Origin of the sequence: Actinomyces sp. HMSC065F11, assembly GCF_001813085.1 — a bacterium.
GTDB classification, from domain to species: Bacteria; Actinomycetota; Actinomycetes; order Actinomycetales; family Actinomycetaceae; genus Gleimia; species Gleimia europaea.
In genome coordinates, this window is the sequence record NZ_KV811472.1 from 136112 (window position 1) to 153140 (window position 17029).

The 17029-nt window shown below is 56.1% G+C and carries 13 protein-coding genes; 7 read left to right on the plus strand and 6 right to left on the minus strand.

Annotated elements, in window-relative coordinates; translation table 11 throughout:
• Nucleotides 1–3: 3 nt before the first annotated feature.
• Nucleotides 4–1053 carry a lipoate-protein ligase LplAB gene (locus HMPREF2891_RS06370; protein WP_070664532.1) on the minus strand — a complete coding sequence of 350 codons (1050 nt, stop codon included), beginning with the start codon at nt 1051–1053 and terminating at the stop codon, nt 4–6.
• Nucleotides 1054–1197: 144 nt separating this feature from the next.
• On the opposite strand from HMPREF2891_RS06370, the gene ilvD reads away from it, so the two are divergent.
• Both ilvD and HMPREF2891_RS06380 read left to right on the plus strand, forming a co-directional pair.
• Nucleotides 1198–3078, plus strand: coding sequence for a dihydroxy-acid dehydratase (ilvD, locus tag HMPREF2891_RS06375; RefSeq protein WP_070664534.1), 1881 nt, complete (start codon nt 1198–1200; stop codon nt 3076–3078).
• 111 nt (nt 3079–3189) lie between these two features.
• Nucleotides 3190–3402, plus strand: a complete 213-nt coding sequence (locus HMPREF2891_RS06380; RefSeq protein WP_070664535.1) for a CsbD family protein — start codon at nt 3190–3192, stop codon at nt 3400–3402.
• Between the two features lie 67 nt (nt 3403–3469).
• Here HMPREF2891_RS06380 and HMPREF2891_RS06385 read toward each other — a convergent pair whose 3' ends face one another.
• On the minus strand, nt 3470–4621 hold the full coding sequence (locus HMPREF2891_RS06385; RefSeq protein WP_070664537.1) for a branched-chain amino acid aminotransferase: 1152 nt from the start codon (nt 4619–4621) through the stop codon (nt 3470–3472).
• Between the two features lie 156 nt (nt 4622–4777).
• On the opposite strand from HMPREF2891_RS06385, the gene HMPREF2891_RS06390 reads away from it, so the two are divergent.
• On the plus strand, nt 4778–6013 hold the full coding sequence (locus tag HMPREF2891_RS06390) for a DUF1015 domain-containing protein (protein ID WP_070664539.1): 1236 nt from the start codon (nt 4778–4780) through the stop codon (nt 6011–6013).
• Nucleotides 6014–6084: 71 nt separating this feature from the next.
• On the opposite strand, the gene ilvC is transcribed toward HMPREF2891_RS06390, so the two are convergent.
• Genes ilvC through HMPREF2891_RS06405 form a run of 3 tightly spaced genes read right to left on the minus strand, consistent with a single transcriptional unit; the run spans nt 6085 to nt 9441 of the window.
• On the minus strand, nt 6085–7107 hold the full coding sequence (gene ilvC / locus HMPREF2891_RS06395; RefSeq protein ID WP_070664541.1) for a ketol-acid reductoisomerase: 1023 nt from the start codon (nt 7105–7107) through the stop codon (nt 6085–6087).
• Nucleotides 7100–7621 (minus strand): acetolactate synthase small subunit, encoded by a 522-nt coding sequence (gene ilvN, locus HMPREF2891_RS06400; protein ID WP_070664543.1) that lies wholly within the window; start codon nt 7619–7621, stop codon nt 7100–7102. Before ilvN ends, ilvC begins: the two co-directional genes overlap by 8 nt.
• The gene (locus HMPREF2891_RS06405; RefSeq protein WP_083311284.1) at nt 7621–9441 is read right to left on the minus strand and encodes an acetolactate synthase large subunit; all 1821 of its coding nucleotides are present in this window, start codon (nt 9439–9441) and stop codon (nt 7621–7623) included. Before HMPREF2891_RS06405 ends, ilvN begins: the two co-directional genes overlap by 1 nt.
• 420 nt (nt 9442–9861) lie before the next feature.
• On the opposite strand from HMPREF2891_RS06405, the gene HMPREF2891_RS06410 reads away from it, so the two are divergent.
• Both HMPREF2891_RS06410 and HMPREF2891_RS06415 read left to right on the plus strand, forming a co-directional pair.
• On the plus strand, nt 9862–11352 hold the full coding sequence (locus HMPREF2891_RS06410) for a threonine/serine exporter family protein (RefSeq protein WP_070664545.1): 1491 nt from the start codon (nt 9862–9864) through the stop codon (nt 11350–11352).
• A 243-nt stretch (nt 11353–11595) separates the two neighbouring features.
• Nucleotides 11596–13149, plus strand: a complete 1554-nt coding sequence (locus HMPREF2891_RS06415) for an aspartate:alanine exchanger family transporter (protein WP_070620679.1) — start codon at nt 11596–11598, stop codon at nt 13147–13149.
• Between the two features lie 331 nt (nt 13150–13480).
• On the opposite strand, the gene rfbB is transcribed toward HMPREF2891_RS06415, so the two are convergent.
• The gene (gene rfbB, locus HMPREF2891_RS06420) at nt 13481–14482 is read right to left on the minus strand and encodes a dTDP-glucose 4,6-dehydratase (protein ID WP_070664547.1); all 1002 of its coding nucleotides are present in this window, start codon (nt 14480–14482) and stop codon (nt 13481–13483) included.
• Nucleotides 14483–14643: 161 nt separating this feature from the next.
• Between rfbB and manA the strand changes: the two genes are divergently transcribed.
• Entirely contained in the window at nt 14644–15849 is a 1206-nt protein-coding gene (gene manA, locus HMPREF2891_RS06425) for a mannose-6-phosphate isomerase, class I (protein ID WP_222566275.1), read from the plus strand.
• Nucleotides 15850–15910: 61 nt separating this feature from the next.
• Nucleotides 15911–16825 carry a cation diffusion facilitator family transporter gene (locus tag HMPREF2891_RS06430; protein WP_070664551.1) on the plus strand — a complete coding sequence of 305 codons (915 nt, stop codon included), beginning with the start codon at nt 15911–15913 and terminating at the stop codon, nt 16823–16825.
• Nucleotides 16826–17029: the final 204 nt, after the last annotated feature.

Sequence of the window (17029 nt, forward strand, 5' to 3'; positions counted from 1 at the left end):
TGCCTAAGGGAGGCGCTTCACCCACTCCGGTGTGGAGAACTTGGTACGCGCCCGTTCTTTAGCGGTTGCGATGTCAGCCTCGGTGATTTCACCGGGCGCCGCGTGGTACTTAGCGCGGAAGTGATCCAGGAACACCTCGATGATGTCTTCACGCGCCATGCCGGTTTGCGACTTCATAGGATCAACGCGTTTAATCGCAGAGCGGGTACCTTTGTCTTTGAGCTTTTCCTTGCCAATCCGCAGGGTTTCAAGCATTTTCACCGTGTCAATGTCGTAGGCCATGGTGACGTGGTGAACCATATACCCGTTAGCAAACCGCTTCTGGGCTGCGCCGCCGATCTTTCCCTTTTCGGAAGAGATGTCGTTAAGCGGAATGTAGAAGGCCTTGACTCCAACTTTTTCGAGGGATTCCATGCACCACTCGTCAAGGAACGGGTAAGACTCTTCAAACGAAAGTCCATCAACGAGGCCGGTGGGGATAACCAACGAGTAGGTAACACAGTTACCCGGCTCCATGAACATGGCGCCGCCCCCGGTGACGCGGCGAGAAACCACGATGCCATGCTTCTTGATACCGTCCTCATCGATCTCGTTTGAGTACGACTGGAAGGATCCAATTACCACTTGGGGCGCGTTCCACTCCCAGATGCGCATGAATGGTTTGCGCCGGCCTGCAGCCACGTCCTCCACGAGTGTTTCATCCATGACAACGTTGAGCATTGGATCGATTGCCGGGCCGTGGATTACTTCAAAGTCAATATCGGTCCAGTCCAAAGCCTTGCCAAGCGCGCGGCGCACAGCTATTGCAACGCCGCGCGTGGTGAGGCCAAACAAAGTATCTGTAGGCAGCACTACCGCATCCAGCGCGGCAGTGATTTCGTTCGCGCTGGAATGCTCTACGAGGCCTTCGAGCGCCGCAGTCATGCGAAATAATGCTTCATCGGGTTCGAGGAAGAAGTCACCGGAGATACGAACGTTTGCAAGTGCTCCATCTGCAACGTCTAAATCAACAACAACCAGTTTCCCGCCTGGAACCTTATATTCACCGTGCATATTTCCATCTTATGTAGCCCCGGCCAACTCTCCTAACGGAGGGCTTTGCACGGGCGGGGTTTTGGTCACTGTTCGGCATGCGAGTTGGCGCGCCGCGAAAGTAGCAACCAAAATATGCTTGAGGAAACACGGAAAGGGTTAGCGATGGCTTTTGCGCTACGTTCAAATACTTCAACAGCAGGGCGAAACATGGCTGGGGCCCGCGCACTCTGGCGCGCCACGGGCATGGAGGATTCTGACTTTGGCAAGCCAATCATCGCAATCGCGAACTCGTTTACACAGTTTGTTCCCGGTCATGTGCATCTGCGCGATGTAGGCAAGATTATTGCAAAGTCCGTGGCTGAAGCGGGCGGGGTATCAAAAGAGTTCAACACCATCGCGGTCGATGACGGTATTGCGATGGGACACTCGGGCATGCTTTATTCCCTGCCCTCCCGCGAGGTGATTGCCGACGCGGTTGAATATATGGTGAATGCCCATTGCGCCGATGCCCTCGTATGTGTTTCGAACTGCGACAAGATCACGCCGGGCATGCTACTGGCTGCACTGCGTCTTAACATTCCTACCGTGTTCGTCTCGGGTGGCCCCATGGAGGCCGGCAAAAACATTGATCCGAATGTGATCTTGGGCGATTCTAAAGAGGGGCATGGCAACCTCGTCACCGTCATGAATGCAACGGCTGACGATGCGGTTTCGGATGCGCAGCTGCTACAGATCGAAAAACTCGCGTGCCCCACGTGCGGCTCGTGCTCCGGCATGTTCACGGCCAACTCGATGAATTGTTTGACCGAAGCCCTCGGCCTATCGCTGCCTGGTAATGGTTCAACGCTTGCAACGCATGAGGCTCGCCGCGGCCTGTTTGAGCGCGCAGGAAGCCTCGTTGTTGAACTCGCGAAGCGTTATTACGATGGCGAAGACGAGTCTGTACTGCCCCGAAATATTGCCACCAAGGATGCTTTTGAAAACGCAATGAGCCTGGACATGGCAATGGGAGGATCATCCAATACAGTTCTTCACTTGCTGGCAGCGGCTCGCGAAGGCGGCGTTGATTTTGACATGGACGACATTGGCCGGCTGGGAGATACCGTGCCAACGCTGTCGAAAGTGGCGCCAAACCACAACGACTATCACATGGAGGACGTGCACCGCGCAGGCGGCGTGCCAGCCCTGCTCGGTGAACTTGACCGCGCTGGGCTACTGAAGCATTCGGTGCACGCAGTTCACTCCCCTGATCTAAAGTCGTGGCTCGCGCAGTGGGATATCCGTGGGAGCTCACCGTCGACTGAAGCGCTCGAGCTGTTCTCGGCCGCGCCCGGTAATGTGCGCACAACCGAGCCATTCTCGACCGCCAACAGGTGGAAAGAGCTGGACACCGACCGCGAGGCTGGTTGTATCCGGTCTGTAGAACACGCTTACGTTGCCAGTGGCGGCTTGACCGTGTTGCACGGCAATTTGGCAGCTGAAGGCGCGGTGATCAAGGCGGCTGGTATCGATCCGTCCCTCTTCCATTTTGAGGGGGAAGCAATCGTGTTTGAGTCCCAGGAAGAGGCTATTGAGAAGATCCTGAACAAGACCGTGCACGAAGGCCACGTGGTTGTGATCCGCTACGAGGGCCCATCGGGCGGGCCAGGAATGCAAGAGATGCTGTACCCGACCTCTTTTATCAAGGGTCGCGGCCTAGGGAAGAAGGTTGCGCTCATTACGGATGGGCGTTTCTCGGGTGGCACTTCCGGCATTTCCGTGGGGCATATTTCTCCCGAGGCAGCAGCGGGCGGTGCGATTGGCCTGATTGAAGATGGGGATCGCATCATCATCGACGTGGATCGGCGTGAGCTCACGCTCGATGTGCCCGAGGAGGTACTTGCCCAGCGCCGCAACAAGCAGTTAGAGCGCAGTGAACCGTGGACTCCGAAGGAGCGTAAACGCGAAGTTTCAGATGCTTTGAAGCTGTATGCGATGACTGCTACTTCGGCGTCACAAGGCGCGGTAAGAGACATCTCTTTGGTGCAAAGAAAGCAGATTTAGGCTAAGACGTTCGCCCAGTTTGGAGCGGTTTTATGCGATTTGCCCAGGAAACTTTAAGGTGGAGACGCTACAATAATATATGTTCCGATTTTCAATAGTTAGGAGTTAACCATGGCAGACGGCATGAAAGACAAGATCGCCGGTAAAGCGAAGGAAGTTGCTGGCGAGGTCTCCCAGGACAAGGATCTGAAGGCCGAAGGTAAGGCAGATCAGGTTGCAGGCAAGATCAAGGATTTTGCTGAGGATGTCAAGGGCAAGGCAGAGCAGGCTGGCGAGGACCTGAAGGCCGGCGTTGACAAGCTGAAGAAGGAATTCGGCGAGTAAACAAGACTTGCAAATAAAGTAGCTCCCATCGCCCAGCGGCGATGGGAGCTACTTTTTCTAGCAACGACTACACGATGCGGTAGAGCCAGTGGTACGGGTCTGGTTCGTGCCCATTTTGGATGCCAACCAGTTGGTTGTATATCGACAAGGTGAGCGCCGATCCAGGAATCTCTAGGTCGAAGTCCTTTGACGCAAGTCTGCCGATTGGCGTTACCACCGCAGCAGTTCCACAGGCAAACATTTCGGTTACCTCACCGCTTCTAATGTCCTTGGCCAAGTCGGATAGGCGGATCCTCTCTTCAAAAACAGGAGTTCCGCGGTCGCGCAGCAGGCGAATAATTGCAGACCGGGTGGAGCCCTCCAAAATGGTGCCGGTAAGGCTCGGTGTACGCACAGAACCATCACTACGCACCACAAACACGTTCATGCCGCCCAGTTCTTCCAAATACTGGTTCTCGCGCGCATCCAGGAAACAAACCTGGTCGAATCCAGCATCTGCCGCCTCTTCTTGGGGCAGGAGGGCGCCAGCGTAGTTCCCGCCCGTCTTTGCTGCTCCCGTTCCGCCGGGGCCGGCGCGGTGGAACCCGTCCGAAACCCAAATCGATACGGGGCTTAAACCATCCTTGAAGTAGAGGCCCACGGGGGTGGCAATAGTCAAGAAGGTATACTCCGCAGCGGCGTGCACGCCCAGGAACGCCTCGGAGGCAAACATGACCGGTCGCAGATACAGAGAGGAACCAAACGGAGTGGGCACCCACTTCGCATCCTCGGTAACGAGGGCGGCGATGGCACCCACAAAATCCTCCACCTCCATTTGCGGCATGCACATACGCCTTGCTGACGCATTGAAGCGGGCCGCGTTATAGCCGGGGCGGAATGTCCAGATTGACCCGTCATCGTGACGGTATGCCTTCATTCCCTCAAAAATCTCTTGCCCGTAATGCAGCACCGCGGCGGCCGGCGATAGGGTGAGCGGGCCAAACGGGACAACCTGCTTGCTGTGCCACCTCTGCCCTTTTGTCCAAATCGCGCGGGCCATGTGGTCCGAATAGGCCGCACCAAAGCTCAGCTCATCCATCGCCTTCGTCCAGGCTTCCTCGCTCGCAGGCGCCGGATGTGGTTGCACTTCAAAACGCTGCGCCACTGCCTTAGCCGCCGGTAGCGCTCGCGCCCCCTCGGCTTCCAATGCCGTCATGTTGTGGCTTAGCCCGTCGCTCATGATGCTTCCTTCCTCACTTCGATTTAAGTCTATTTTAGGTATCGTGCTCCCCTGGCACCGGCAGTGGTCACAGCGTGAACGCTCTACCTTTCGATACGGCCCAACAAGGCCCCGCCCGATCTGCGATGATGGAGGAAGTCAGCTTAAGGAGTCGCCTTGACCACTGCTCAAGTTTTCCCCGCCAACATCGGCCTGCCAAAAGAAGCGGACCTATACAAATGGTGCGTGATTGCCGCGGATCAGTTTTCCGCCTCACCCGCATATTGGAGCGAAGTTGAACAGATAGTAGGCAACGCGCCATCCACCTTGCGCATGATCGTGCCAGAAGTCTATTTGGCGATCGAAACCGAAGAGGAGTTGCAAGCGCGCGTGCAGGCCGCCCATGCCGCCATGCACGAATACCTTGACTCCCATATTGAGGTGGTTGAAAACACCGTTATCTACACTGAGCGAGCAACACCCTACGTAGAAAAACGCCGCAGCCTCGTGCTTGCGCTCGACCTCGAAACCTATTCCTACACCGGCCAAGAAGTTGATGCCCGCGCATCCGAAGCCACTGTTTTGGAGCGTATTCCCGCCCGAGAGGCCGTGCGCCGCGGCGCCGCACTGGAACTTCCGCACGTGCAAGTTCTCTACGATGACCCCGACTTCGAGGTCCAAAAACTCATTGATCCTGCCACGCTAAGCCCGCTGTATAGTACCGATCTGATGAAGGAAGGCGGTAGCGTCAAGGGCTGGCACATCCCCGGCGATTCCCAGCTGTGGGCGTCCATCAAGAGCGTGCTTGATGGACTTGAGGAGCGCCACGGTTTCCGCTTTATTGTGGGCGATGGTAACCATTCGCTTGCGGCCGCGAAGTCTCACTGGGAGCACCTCAAGCCCACGCTTTCGCCATCTGAGCTTGCAAGTCATCCGGCAAGATTCGCACTGGTTGAACTTATAAACGTGCATGATGACGGCCTAGTAATGGAGCCGATCCACCGCCTTTTGCGCGGCATTTCGGCGCAGCAACTGCAAGATGCTGCGGCCAAATGGAACGAACGCCATGACGGCGAGGTTGTCTCGCTTGATCTTCTCACCGCGAGCGGGCGTCACACGTTAGAGCTCGTTCAACCGGGTGCTCTTGTGGTTGAACCGGTACAAGAGCTAATTGACCAGCTGATTAGTGATCTTGGGTTAGACCCGGCCCATGCATGCGAGTACATTCACGGCGAGGAAGAACTTGTCCGCCTCGTAAATGAGGAAGATGCGCTCGGTATTGACCTGCCGGCGTTGGATCGATCTTCCCTATTTGAATACGTGGCAAAACAGGGGGCTATGCCGCGCAAATCATTTTCGCTGGGAGAGGCCAACGAGAAACGCTATTACCTGGAGACCAGGCAAATCTCGTAGATTAAAGGGTTACTAAATAGAAAGTATGGGAGCACTCGCAAGCGCTCCCATACTTCTACTTAAAGCCAGGTTTAGCGCGCTGCGCTTCCCGTGTAGTCCTCGTCCTCATCTGTCCAACCGAAAGCCTTGCGAAGCTCGCGGCCAGTCTGTTCGATCGAGTGCGACTCGTGCTCCTTGCGTAGCTGCAAGAACTCGGGCGCGCCCTCATCCTGATCCGCAATGAAACGCTTTGCGAAAGTGCCGTCTTGAATATCAGCGAGCACAGCCTTCATGTTTTCCTTCACATCAGGCGTGATCACGCGCTTACCGGACACGTAATCGCCGTACTCTGCCGTGTCGGAACAAGACCAACGCTGCTTCGTAAGGCCTCCCTCGTTAATGAGGTCCACAATCAGCTTCATTTCGTGGAGCACCTCAAAGTAAGCTATCTCAGGTTGGTAACCGGCCTCGGTCAGCACCTCAAAACCGTAGGTAATCAGCTGCGATACGCCGCCGCACAGCACGGACTGCTCGCCGAACAGGTCCGTCTCGGTTTCTTCCTTGAACGTCGTCTTGATTGCACCCGCACGAGTAGCGCCAATGGCCTTAGCGTAGGAAAGCGCAACGTCCCAGGCCTGGCCGGACGCGTCGTTTTCTACCGCAACAATCGCGGGCACGCCCCTACCCTCTTCGAACTGGCGGCGAACCGTGTGGCCCGGGCCCTTCGGAGCAACCATACAGACGTCGTGACCCGCACTTGGCGCAATGTAGCCGAAACGAACGTTGAAGCCGTGCGCGAAGAATAGAGCAGCGTCGTCCTTCAAGTTCGGCTCAATCTCCTGTGCATAAACCACGCGCTGCACCTGGTCCGGCGTGAGGATCATAACCACATCCGCAACCTTCACAGCCTCAGCAATCGTGGCTACACGCAGCCCCATTTCAGCAGCCTTCTGCCACGAGCTAGAACCCTCGCGCAGGCCAACCACAACCTCAACACCCGAATCACGCAGGTTAAGCGCATGAGCGTGTCCCTGGGAGCCGTAGCCAATAATCGCTACGCGCTTCCCCTGAATGACGGATAGGTCGGCGTCGTCGTCATAGAAAATTTCAGCCACGATCTTTCTCCTTTAGCTGATCGGTTATGGAACGCGGACCTCGACCAATCGCCAGGGTCCCTGATTGAACGATCTCACAAACGCCATAAGGTTCAAGCGCAGTGAGAAGTGCGTTAACTTTTTCACTATCCCCCACGGCCTCAATAACAACCGAGGTGGGCGAAACATCTACTACGTGAGCGCGGAAAAGCTCAACGATTTGAAGCACCGCGGTGCGGCGCTCGTCATCCGCGTGCACTTTAAATAGCACCAGCTGGCGCGTTAGCGAGGGGGAGGCCGACACGTCAACGACCTTCAGCACATTCACCAGCCTGTTTAACTGCTTCGTGATCTGCTCCAGCGGATGCTTATCCACCTCCACCACCACGGTCATGCGGGAGATCTCCGGGTGCTCGGTCTCTCCCACTGCAAGCGAACGGATGTTGAACGCGCGGCGCGCAAACAGGGAGGCAACGCGCATGAGCACACCCGGCTTGTTCTCAACAAGCACCGCAAGTGTACGAATTTCACTCATTAGACGTCCTCTTCCCACTCAGGCGCGATACCGCGCGCGTAATTTATCTCATCGTTGGAGACGCCCGCAGCCACCATCGGCCACACCATCGCATCCTTCGACACCCTAAAGTCGATGAGGACGGGGCGGTCGTTGATTGACATTGCCCACTCGATTGCCTCATCAACTTCCTCCGGCTTAGTAACCCGACGCGCCGCCATGCCGTAGGCATCTGCGAGTTTCAAGAAATCCGGAATCTGCGCTTCCGTGGTGTTCAAGTAGGTGTGTGAGTATCGCTCGTTGTAAAACAGGTTCTGCCACTGGCGCACCATGCCGAGCACGGAGTTGTTAATAATAGCCACCTTGATGGGGATGTTGTTGATAGTGCAAGTGGCGAGCTCCTGGTTAGTCATCTGGAAGCTACCATCACCATCGATCGCCCACACAACCCTATCCGGGTTGCCGACCTTCGCGCCCATCGCCGCGGGCACACAGTACCCCATGGTGCCAAGCCCGCACGAAGAGATGAAGCTACGCGGCCTCTCATACTTAACGAACTGCGCCGCCCACATCTGGTGCTGGCCCACGCCCGTCGTATAGATGGCGTCCGGCCCTACCACTTCGGATAGGCGCTCGAGCACGTACTGCGGGGCCATAGCATCGCCCGGTTCTTCGTAACCCAGCGGATACGTGTCACGCAATCGGTTCAGGTAGCGCCACCAACCGGACAGGTTGGTTGCCTCCTCCTCATATAACGGTTTTGCAACGGCTACGAGCGCGCTCATGGTGAGTGCCAAGTCCCCTACAATCGGAACGTCGGCATAACGGTTTTTGGAGATTTCTGCAGCGTCAATATCGACGTGGACAACTTTCGCGCGGGGCCCAAACGAATCCAGCTTACCGGTCACACGATCATCAAAACGCGCTCCCAAAGAAACAATGAGGTCTGCCTTTTGCAGTGCCCCCACAGCAGCCACAGTTCCGTGCATACCCGGCATTCCCAGGTTGTGCGGGTCTGAATCGGGGAACGCACCCCGAGCCGGCAGGGTTGTCACCACGGGTGCGTCCGTCAGCTCGACCAGTTTGGCTAGGTCCTCGCTCGCCCCGGAACGGATCATGCCACCACCCACGTAGAACACGGGAGCTTCGGCCTCATGAATCGCCTTCGCCGCCTCGCGAACTTGTTTGCTGTGTGGGCGCGAAGCCGGATGATATCCGGGCAGATCAAGCTTTGATGGCCACGAAAAATCAAGCATCTCGTTTTGCGCGGATTTTGTAATATCCACGAGGACGGGACCGGGCCGGCCCGAAGATGCCAGGTAGAACGCTTCCGCAATCCTGCTAGGAATGTCCTCGGCCTTCGTCACGAGGAAGGAGTGCTTCGCAAGCGGCATAGACGCGCCCACAATGTCAGCTTCTTGGAACGCGTCGGTTCCGATGAAACTGGCTCCCACCTGACCGGTGATCACAACGATCGGCACCGAATCGAGGTTTGCATCCGCGAGCGCCGTCAATGTATTCGTTGCAGCAGGACCAGAGGTAACCACGGCGCAACCTACTTTGCCCGTAGAAATCGCGTAACCCTGAGCCGCATGACCGGCGCCCTGCTCGTGGCGGACCAAAATGACATTCAGCTTCTTCGAATCAAGAAGCGCGTCATAAACGGGAATGATCGCGCCACCCGGCATGCCGAAAATATCCGTCACATCCAGGTTTTCAAGACTGCGCACAACCGCGCTCGCTCCACTAATACGCTCCGGCTTAGCCGCTTGTTCGCGACCAAGATGAACGTCGACGCTAGGAAGCGGTTTCCTCGACTTAGATCTTCCCTGTGTCTTCACTTCAGTCTCCCAAGGCTAGGGCGGCAATAAAAAACCCTCGACCTTTTGGGGTGCGAGGGTAAGGCGTGCGGCTTATCTTTATCCAGCAAAACCCGCACGCCTACGAATAATCACGCGGCGCGAAGAGACAATCTGAACTGAGTAAGCCATGGGTACACACTACGCAACTTTGAACGCAAAACGTGAAACCAGTGATCAACGATCTCAAATAATGGATGCGGGCCGCAAGCGGTCATCTACATAGTCCGCGCGGCGCTAGGAGCTAAAGAATCAAATTATGCTGACGTCTTTCAGGGCGCCAGAACTCTCTTGGTCACGGTCGAACCAGTCGTTATGCCAATTCGAGCCCCGCACGTGGTGTGAGCACCTTTACGTGCTTCAAACTTTTTCGCCCAGATCGCAAAAAGTAGAATACACATTGTGTCTAGGCAAATATTCCATTCGTTCAAGAGCCGCTTTCGCAAGGCCAATACAGGTGGCGAGGATGTTGCTACAGCTGTGGCAGCCAACCAGCCCTCGCCCGCACCTCAACCAACCGAAGACGTCATCAGGGCGCTTACGGAGAATACCGCTGAAAATTCAGAAGAACTAGCCGAGCAACTTCAGATTCTGTCTTTGACAGAAGAAGAGGTGCGGGAGAACCGCATCAGGCGCGAACGCTTGGCCTACCAAACGAGCGTCGTTGTGAAACTAGGTAGCATGCTCATGGCTGCTGGGGCCGGCTCCTATCGCGTCAAAGCATCTATGGAGCGCCTCGCACATGCCATCGGGATTGAAAAACTTGAAACCCACGCGTCACTAATGGAGCTCAACACTACGGCTTTCAAAGCGGACACGTTCCGCACAGAAGTTGTAGAACAGCGCGCAGTAGGAGTCAACGCGGCGCGAATCGACGCCCTTAGACAGTTCACTCGCTCACTGCGTCCCAACATGCTCGCAGAGGACGCCGACCAAGCCCTCGATGCGATCGCGGCGCAACCACACCTATATTCGCGCCTCCAACTAGCAGTAGCATCAGGAGTTGGCTGCGCCGGATTCGCGTTCTTGAACAAGGGCGGCCCCATCGAATGCCTGGCGGTACTCGTGGCCGCTTTCCTTGGCCAATACGTGCGCTCCATGATGCTGGGGAAACGATTTAACCACGTAGCCACCTGGATGGTTTGTTCCGCGATCGCGACCTCCATTTATATCGGCACGGTTTCAATGATGGTTTCTTTCGGCTTCGCCGATAACACCCACCAGGCCGGAGCGGTATCTGCAATCCTCTTCCTCGTGCCCGGATTTCCGCTGGTCACAGCAATCCTTGACCTTGTACGCCTAGACCTAAATGCGGGCATTACAAGGGGAACCTACGTTGCGATTTTAATGGTGGCGGCAGGCGTATCCGTCTGGGCAGTAACCTTCGTAACCAACTGGTCTGTAAAACCCAGTGCGCCAATGGTTATCGCACCGCTCCTACTCTTGGCATTAAACTCTCTAGCCACATTCATTGCCGCTACTTCTTTTGGAGTACTCTTCAACACTCCCCTATCCATCGCCGCAACCGCAGGCCTGGTTAGCGCCCTTTTGAATCCCCTGCGGATCCTGCTGGTTTCTCTCGGATACCCAAACCAGGCGATGGTTGGCCTGATGAGCATGCTGGTTGGCCTCTTCGCCGCGCTACTATCCACAAAGGTCCGCTCTTCCCGCGTCACGCTATCCGTACCAGCCGTGGTCATCATGATCCCGGGCGTGCCGTTCTACCGCGCTATCACGGCAGTCAACCAAGGCGAAACGCTCACTGCCTTCGCCTCGATTGCGGAAGTATCATTCGTGATCCTCGCTATCGGCGTCGGGCTCGCCATCTCACGCATGCTTACTGACCCGGGGTGGACATTTGATTCACCAAGAAAATCAAAGATCATTGCTTAACTAAAGCGAGTCCAAACACAGTGTAATTTTTCTCCAACAATCATAGTTTTAGCGAGAAAATGTGCGCCCAGCTTCATGCTATGGTTTATATGGCGTAAAACGCCAGAACGAAACCCTGCGATGAAAGACCAGGGGCGGCGAAGACAGTGTCAAAGAAACTGAAACCGCCCGGAAAGTTTTAGTCAGGAGTACAAGAAAGAATTGGTAAGCATATTCACCTTCTTTGCCGAGCAGCCGGTCCTCATGCTCTTCATCTTGATTGGCGTGGGCATGCTCGTTGGACATATCAAACTTAAAGGCGTGTCTCTTGGAGCCGCCGCCGTTCTATTCCTAGCGATTTTTGTATCCGCATGGGCAGAAACCCTCGGAGTAGAAATCCGAATTCCGGGCGTGTTTGGCGTTCTTGGCCTCGCGGTTTTTGCATTTGCAATCGGTGTTAACTCTGGCCCGAGCTTCTTCCATAACATTAAGACAGCTCTCGGCCCTATCTTGGCCACTGTCGCCCTCTACATAGTTGCTGCAGGAGCTGCCTACGGCCTCGGCATTTACGTGTTCGACATGGACATCGCCCTCGTTGCCGGTACTTTTGCTGGCGCACTCACTAACACGCCGGCACTGGCAGCCGCCGGACAAGCATCTGGCGACCCGGGCCTTGCAACCGTTGGTTACTCCATTGCCTACCTGTTTGGCGTAATCGGCATGATGATCGCAGCCATGGCGGCGCTACGCGCCGGCAAGAACGACACTGATAAGCCGTCTCCACTTGCAAACCGCACCATCCGCGTGGAGCGCTCCGACAAACCCCTGGTTGGCGACATCTACGAAATGATGGGCAAGAAGGTAACCTTCTCGCGAATCAGGCGCGGCGAAACCGGCCCAATCAAGAAACCGGCAATGTCCGACTCACTGAACCACGACGACCTCGTAACTGTTGTAGGCCCGCGCGAACTCGTTGCGCGCGTTGCAACCGAACTTGGTCATGGCTCTTCACACTCCCTCATGGAAGACCGCTCTTACCTGGACTTCCGGCGCATCACTGTGTCCGACCCGAAGCTGGCTGGACGCACCGTTGCAGACCTCGACATGGGAAACAAGTTCTCCGCAACTATCTCCCGCGTGCGCCGCGGTGACATCGACATGGTTGGCGAACCGGGCCTCGTGCTTCAGCAGGGTGACCGCGTACGCGTTGTAGCCCCGACCTCGAAGATGCGTGAGATTACTAAGTTCTTCGGGGACTCCGCGCGCGGTCTTTCTGACATCAACCCGGTTGCACTAGGTCTTGGCATGGCGCTCGGCATTGTTCTTGGCGAACTGCCGATCCTCACCCCATCGGGCGAGTACTTCTCAATCGGATCTGCGGCCGGCACGCTCATTGTTGGTCTGATCTTCGGCAAGATCGGACGTATCGGCAAGGTTGTCACCGCTATTCCTTACACCGCTGCGATGGTGCTCTCCGAGTTCGGTCTGCTCGTCTTCCTCGCCCAAGCGGGCACGGTAGCAGGTGGCCAGATCGGTGAGGCGTTTGCATCCGGCTCCTGGCTGAATATCCTCATCCTCGGCATGGTAGTCACCTCGATTATGGCTGTTGGCCTGTACATGGTCATGAGGTGGATCTTCAAGATGGGTGGCACGCAGCTCGCCGGCTTCCTCGGCGGCTCACAAACCCAGCCTGCGGTGCTCGCATTCGCGAACTCACGTACCAACGCGGACCCGCGTGTTGCACTTGGCTACGCTCTGATCTACCCCGTCGCGATGATCGGCAAGATCCTCGTGGCGCAGGTCCTGGGCGGCCTCTAAACCGCATTCGCATAAGCGATTGGGCGGGCAGTTCATTTGAACTGCCCGCCCTTTTAGTTGCGCTCCTATCGCACACCTATCATCGGCACACCTAACATAGGCACACCTTGCAGGGCGGGGACTTATCAAACGGTATTCAGACCCAAAGTGGCAAAAACTACCCTCAGATTCGGCACTTCCCCTCTGAATACCTACTCCCGCAACCATCCCAAACAGTATTCCGACCCAAACTGGCAAAAACTACCCCTCGATTTGCCACTTCCCTTCACGGTCGTTGAAGACGAGGCTGGGGTTATAGTCGAAAAGGCACCGACGGCCGGAAGTGCGGGTTTCAGTACCCCTGCTTCAATAGGCACAGCTCCGTGGAAGCCTTCATCGGCTCCCACCAGGCGCGATTCTGCTCGTACCACTGAATGGTGTTTGCAAGCTCGTCCTCGAAACCTAGGCGCGTGGGAGCCCACCCAAGCTCAGCACGAATCCACTGCGCATCCAGCGCATACCTGCGGTCATGTCCCGGCCTATCCGCAACAAACTCGAAGTCGTTCTCGTCAGCGCCCATAAGGGTATTGATGCACTTCACGACCTCTAAATTCGACCGCTGCTGTTCCACCCCAATTAGGTAAGTCCTGCCAACTTGCCCGTGTTGGAGGATCTGCCACACGGCCTCGTTATGGTCGTCAACATGGATCCAATCGCGAACGTTTTGGCCTGTTCCATAGATGCGCGGACACCGACCAAGCAGACGTTCCGTTATAGTTCGAGGAATCAGCTTTTCCACGTGCTGACGAGGCCCAAAATTATTCGAGCTGTTAGAAATCGTGGCTCGCAATCCAAATGAACGCACCCAGGCTCGCACCAAATGATCTGCCGCCGCCTTCGAAGCCGAATATGGCGAGGATGGCCGGTACGGGCTTTCTTCTGTGAACTTCTGGTGGGTGTTCAATGGCAGATCGCCATACACCTCGTCGGTTGAGACGTGGTGAAAACGCACGTCGAACTCGCGGGCGGCCTCGAGAAGCATCGCCGTGCCGTCCACGTTCGTACGCATAAACAACAGGGGATCTCGTAGAGAATTATCATTGTGCGATTCTGCCGCAAAGTGGACCACAGCATCGGCGTCGCGCACGAGGTCGTAAACGGTTTCCCGATTCAAGATGCTATCTACAACAAGCTTGCACCTGTTCGGATACAGCTTCATGTCTGCCTCAACGAACTGCCTGCCACTGGCATAAGTGAGAGCATCTAGCACCGTGACGTTAGCCCCCTTAGCCAAAGCCAACGACGTGAAGTTGGACCCGATAAAGCCCGCTCCTCCAGTGACAACCAAGTGCATAATCTGATTCTCTCATGCATCCCAAAGCGGTGTACCCGCAGTGAGCGCGAAGTAGCGTAGGGACAGACGGGGCAGCAGAACCTCACTCGACGCGCTTGATCGAAAACACGACGAAACGGGCTTTTAGTTATACTGAATGCCGGTAATGAAAGCGAGATCGATTGAATCCAACGGCACGTAGAATCTCCGGCTACCCCATGCGTTACGACTGGGGTGACCTGCATGCGCTCCACGACTTTTGTGGCACGCCTGCAGATGGCGAGCCGCTTGCTGAAATTTGGTACGGCACCCACCGCGGCGGTCCGTCACAGCTCGAAGATGGAACGCTCCTCGAAGACGTCGTAGCTCCCCGCGGGAAAGGCGCCCACGTTGATGGCTTCCCTTACCTCGCAAAACTGATAGCACCTGCAAAGCCCCTTTCAATACAGGTGCATCCATCCATCGAAGAGGCCGAAGCAGGGTTTGACCGAGAGAACAAACTCGGCATCCCATTGAACTCACCTGATCGCGTGTTTGTAGACCGCAACCACAAGCCGGAGATGCTCCTCGCCCTCACCCCGTGGCGTACGCTAGTTGGTTTTGCCCCGGAGCAAGAACTCATTCGATTCAACGAAGAGGTATCCACTCCCCTTTCTTTGCATATTGCCAAGCTAATTCGTGAGCAAGGCCTGGAACGCCCTGCCGCGTCAGCTCTACGCGACGGGTTGAAACCGCCCATCGAACACGTGGAGGAATACGCGCGCCGATGCGGCGAACTAGCGCGCCACTCGGACCCTGCGATTGCTAAACGCGCAGGCATGCTTGAGTTCGTGCACTCGTTCTTCCCCGGCCAGTCATCTCTGCTCGTGGCCGCATTGATGAACATCGTCGACTTAGAGCCAGGCCAGGCCCTGTTCACTCCCTCTGGCACGATTCACTCGTACCTGTCCGGCGTGGGATTCGAGGTTATGTCATCGTCGGCAAACACGATCCGTGCTGGCCTCACAAGTAAGCACGTCGACGTCGAAGGATTGCTCTCGACTGCAAACCTGCGCTCTTCTACCCCCACTCTTGTGGAACCTGTTGAGCATTCTGAGTGTGGTGGCAGCGTCCTCACATATCAACCCGACGTAGAGGACTTCCGCCTCGACGTTTCGGATGCAAGTGAAAGAGGCCTACGAGGCGCGGCAAGCGCCGACACCGTCATAGTCGCCATAGATGGGAACGGCTTTGTCGATCAACAGCCGTTTGCAAGAGGCAACGCCATGTGGATACCCGCAAACGGCGAGTTCGAGTTGCGCGGCACTGTCAAAGTGGCCGTCGTATCCATCGCGAAGGCTCCCGTAAAATGGAGCTTCATACCTAGTTGCGCTACGGCAACCGCTTAGTATGTCTCGCCGGTAAAAGACTAAGATAGATACCATAAGGAAACGGCACAGGAGATGAACAGTGAGCCACGAGCATAACCACGGAGCAGGCGCGCCAACCAACAGACTTTGGTTCGCATTTGGGGTCACTGCAACGGTCATGATTGTAGAGGTGATCGGCGCTGTAGTAACTTCGAGCCTCGCCGTCCTCGTTGACCTCGGACACGTGCTAACTGATCTTCTTGGTTTGGGTATGGCTCTCATCGCCGCCAAACTCGCGGCCAGACAGGCAAGTAAACAACGCACTTGGGGGTGGGCGCGCGCCGAGGTGCTCGCCGCTGCAATGCAGGCAATCATCCTCATCGGAGTTGGCGTGTACGCGGTGGCAGAGGCGATCCGCCGCTTCATCATTCCCCCTCAAATCGAAGGCACGGGCCTGCTGATGGTAGGAATCATAGGTTTGCTTGGTAATATCGCCAGTCTTATCGTGCTCTCCGGAGCGCGCGAGCACAATCTAAACATGCGGGCCGCGTTCCTTGAGGTTCTAAATGATGCTCTTGGCTCGGTCGCGGTCATCGCGTCAGCGATCATCATTAGTACCACAGGATGGCATCAGGCAGATTCGATTGCGAGCCTTATTATCGCCGCGCTCATTGTGCCGAGGGCCGTGGTGATCCTACGTTCGGCCGCCCGCATTCTGATGGAGTTCACTCCAAAAGAACTTGACCTCGATGAGGTTCGCAAGCATCTACTTGGTCTAGAGCATGTTGTGGACGTGCACGATATGCATGCGTCGACCATTGGTACGGGTCAAAACACGTTCAGCGCCCACATCATTCTCTCCGACGAGTGCTTTGCACAAGGTCATGGTCTTGATGTGCTACTGAACGCCGAGCAATGCTTGCGCGAACACCATGGCGTCTCTCTAACGCACACAACGCTGCAGTTAGAACCAGCAGGATTCCGCCACAGCCACGACGACATAGTCCACAAATAGAAACCGCGGCCCTTAACGTGGGGCTCAGCGCAGTATGCTCCGGATGCTAAATATTCCGTGACGGTGTGGTGGACACGCAGTATTGGTGGCAGTGCAGCGGGTTTGGGTTAGGGTGGGTGAATTGTTTTGAGGGGTCCTAACCAAACACTGGTTAGGACCCCTCAAAAATGAAGAATGATAGCGGTGGTTTCCTACTCTCCCACA

Bases quoted from the DNA above. Each gene is read 5' to 3' on its own strand.
- rfbB (WP_070664547.1), bottom strand. From the start codon at position 14,482: ATGCACTTGGTTGTCACTGGAGGAGCGGGCTTTATCGGGTCCAACTTC.
- HMPREF2891_RS06370 (WP_070664532.1), bottom strand. From the start codon at position 1,053: ATGCACGGTGAATATAAGGTTCCAGGCGGGAAACTGGTTGTTGTTGAT.
- HMPREF2891_RS06385 (WP_070664537.1), bottom strand. From the start codon at position 4,621: ATGAGCGACGGGCTAAGCCACAACATGACGGCATTGGAAGCCGAGGGG.
- HMPREF2891_RS06380 (WP_070664535.1), top strand. From the start codon at position 3,190: ATGGCAGACGGCATGAAAGACAAGATCGCCGGTAAAGCGAAGGAAGTT.
- ilvD (WP_070664534.1), top strand. From the start codon at position 1,198: ATGGCTTTTGCGCTACGTTCAAATACTTCAACAGCAGGGCGAAACATG.
- HMPREF2891_RS06415 (WP_070620679.1), top strand. From the start codon at position 11,596: ATGCTCTTCATCTTGATTGGCGTGGGCATGCTCGTTGGACATATCAAA.
- ilvN (WP_070664543.1), bottom strand. From the start codon at position 7,621: ATGAGTGAAATTCGTACACTTGCGGTGCTTGTTGAGAACAAGCCGGGT.